We start from the raw sequence: 2893 nt of genomic DNA, 5'->3' as shown, positions 1-2893 counted from the left end.
GCTGGCGAGGACGCCGGCTTCGGGCGCGTTGACCTCGACCGTGACCTTGTCGGTCTCCAGTTCGACGATCGGCTCGTCCGCCGCCACCGCCTCGCCCGCTTTCTTGATCCAGCGTGCGACGGTCGCCGACGTCACGCTCTCACCCAGCGTCGGCACCTTGATCTCGGTCGCCATCGGTTCTCTCCCGTCCGCGCCGCCCGCTCAGCCCGGAGCGAGCGCGCGCGTCACCAGTTCGATCTGCTCGGCATTGTGCACGCGCGCAAGCCCGGTCGCCGGGCTGGCGGCGGCCTTGCGGCCGACATAGCGCGGCCGGCGGGCCCGCGTCTCGGCCCGTGCCAGCGCCTGCTCGATCGCGCGGTCGACGAAGTTCCAGGCGCCCATGTTCGCCGGCTCTTCCTGGCACCAGACGATCTCGGCGTTGCGATAGGGCGCGAGCAGGCGGCCGATCGTGCGCTCCGGGAACGGATAGAGCTGCTCGATGCGCAGGATGGCGACGTTGTCGATGCCCCGCTCGCGCCGCTCCGTCAGCAGATCGTAATAGACCTTGCCGCTGCACAGCACGACGCGGCGCACCGACTCCGGCGGGGCGATCTGGTCGACCTCGGGGATCACCAGCATGAAGCCGGTGTCCTCGGCCATGTCCGACAGCTTCGACACCGCGAGCTTGTGCCGCAGCAGCGATTTCGGGGTCATGATGACCAGCGGCTTGCGGAAGTTGCGCTTCAGCTGCCGCCGCAGGGCGTGGAAGTAGTTGGCGGGCGTGGTGATGTTGCACACCTGCATGTTCCGCTCGGCGCAGAGCTGGAGATAGCGTTCCAGCCGCGCCGACGAATGCTCCGGCCCCTGCCCCTCGTAGCCGTGCGGCAGCAGCAGGGTCAGGCCGGACATGCGCAGCCACTTGCTTTCGCCGCTGGCGAGGAACTGGTCGATGATGACCTGCGCGCCGTTGGCGAAGTCACCGAACTGCGCCTCCCACAGCACCAGCGTCTTCGGATCGGCCAGTGAATACCCGTATTCAAAGCCGAGGACGCCGGCCTCCGACAGCAGCGAGTTATAGATCTCGATCTTCGCCTGGCCCTGCAGGATATTGTTCAGCGGCACGTATTCGTGCTGCGTCTCCTGGTCGATCAGCACGGCATGGCGCTGGCTGAAGGTGCCGCGCTGGCAATCCTCGCCCGACAGGCGCACGCGGTGGCCCTCCACCAGCAACGTGCCGAACGCCAGCGCCTCGCCGGTGGCCCAGTCGATGCCCTCGCCGCTTTCGATCATCGCGTGCTTGGCCTCGAGCTGACGCGCGATCTTCGGATTGACGGCGAACCCCTCCGGCACGCGGGCCAGGGCCGCGCCCACTTCGCGCAGGATGGCGGTGCCGACCGAGGTGCTGTGGTCCTCGTGCTCTTCTTCCTCGCCGGCCTGTTTCAGGCCCGCCCAGTGGCCTTCCAGCCAGTCCGCCTTGTTGACCTTGTAGCCCTTGGCGCCCTGATAGGCGGCGTCCAGCGTCTGCTGGAACTGGTCCCACATCGCCGCCGCGGCCTCGGCCGACACGGCGCCCTCCCGCGCGAGGCGTTCCGCGTACAGGGTACGGGTCGTCTTATGCTCACGGATGGCGCGATACATGATCGGCTGGGTGAAGGCCGGCTCGTCCGTCTCGTTGTGTCCGTGGCGGCGGTAGCAGACGATGTCGAGCACGATGTCGGTGGCGAACCGCATGCGGAACTCGGCCGCCATCTGCGCGCAGAACACGACCGCCTCCGGATCGTCGCCGTTGACGTGCAGGATCGGCGCCTGGATCGACTTCGCGACGTCCGTGCAATACAGGCCCGAATAGGCATGCGCCGGCACGGTGGTGAAACCGATCTGGTTGTTGACGACGATGTGGATCGTGCCGCCCGTGCGGTAGCCGATGAGCTGGCTCATCGCCAGGGTCTCGTAGACCAGCCCCTGTCCCGCGAACGCCGCGTCGCCGTGCATCAGCAGGCCCATGATGGAGCGGCGGTCGCGCGTGTCGCCGTCGGTGTCCTGACGGGCACGCACCTTGCCGATCACGACGGGATCGACCGCCTCCAGATGCGACGGGTTGGGCTGCAGCGACAGGTGCACCTTGTGCCCGTTGATCTGCACGTCAGCGCTGGTGCCGAGATGGTATTTGACGTCGCCAGAACCCTGCACGTCGTCGGGCTTGAAGCTCTCGCCGCCGAACTCGCTGAACAGCGCGGTGAACGGCTTCTTGACCACGTTGACCAGCGTGTTCAGCCGGCCGCGATGCGGCATGCCGATCACGACTTCCTGCACGCCGGCATCGACCGCGGTCCTGATGATCGCCTGAACGGCCGGCAGCGTCACCTCGCCGCCCTCAAGCCCGAAGCGCTTGGTGCCGACATAGCGCTTCTGACAGAAAACCTCGAACCCTTCCGCCTCGGTCAGCTGGCGGAGGATGCGTTCCTTGTCCGCCGCCTTGAACTGGCCGCGCCAGGGGGCGCCCTCGATCTTGCGCTGGATCCAGGCCTTCTGGTCGGGGTCCTGGATGTGCATGAACTCGACGCCGATGGCGTCGCAGTAGGTGGCGCGCAGGATCTGGACGATCTCGCGCATCGTGGCGCTTTCGCGCCCGAGCACGTTGTCGATGAAGATCGGCCGGTCCATGTCGGCGTCGGTGAAGCCGTAGCTTTTCGGATCCAGCTCCGGATGCGGCTTCGGCGTCTGCAGACCGAGCGGATCGAGCCGCGCCTCCAGGTGGCCGCGCACCCGGTAGGTGCGGATGACCATCAGCGCGCGGATGCTGTCGATGACCGCGCTGCGCACCTGTTCGGCCGTGACGCCGAGGGTCCCCGTCGCGCCCGTCGCCGCCGTGCCGGCCCCGTCCGCGGCCGCGCCCACCGCGGCGGCATCGGGC

The 2893-nt window shown here is 67.9% G+C and carries 2 protein-coding genes; both read right to left on the bottom strand.

The features are described 5' to 3' along the window. The coding region (locus tag B8460_RS12715) for a biotin/lipoyl-containing protein (protein ID WP_305790494.1) at positions 1 to 174 on the bottom strand (174 nt) is incomplete at its 3' end. 27 nt (positions 175 to 201) lie between these two features. Further along, on the bottom strand, positions 202 to 2893 hold a 2692-nt coding region (locus tag B8460_RS12710), incomplete at its 5' end, for a 2-oxoglutarate dehydrogenase E1 component (protein WP_048861975.1).

Origin of the sequence: Acidisphaera rubrifaciens HS-AP3 (assembly GCF_000964365.1) — a bacterium.
GTDB lineage: Bacteria > Pseudomonadota > Alphaproteobacteria > Acetobacterales > Acetobacteraceae > Acidisphaera > Acidisphaera rubrifaciens.
Note: the sequence above shows the minus strand (reverse complement) of the source record. Positions and strands in the feature narration are given on the sequence as shown.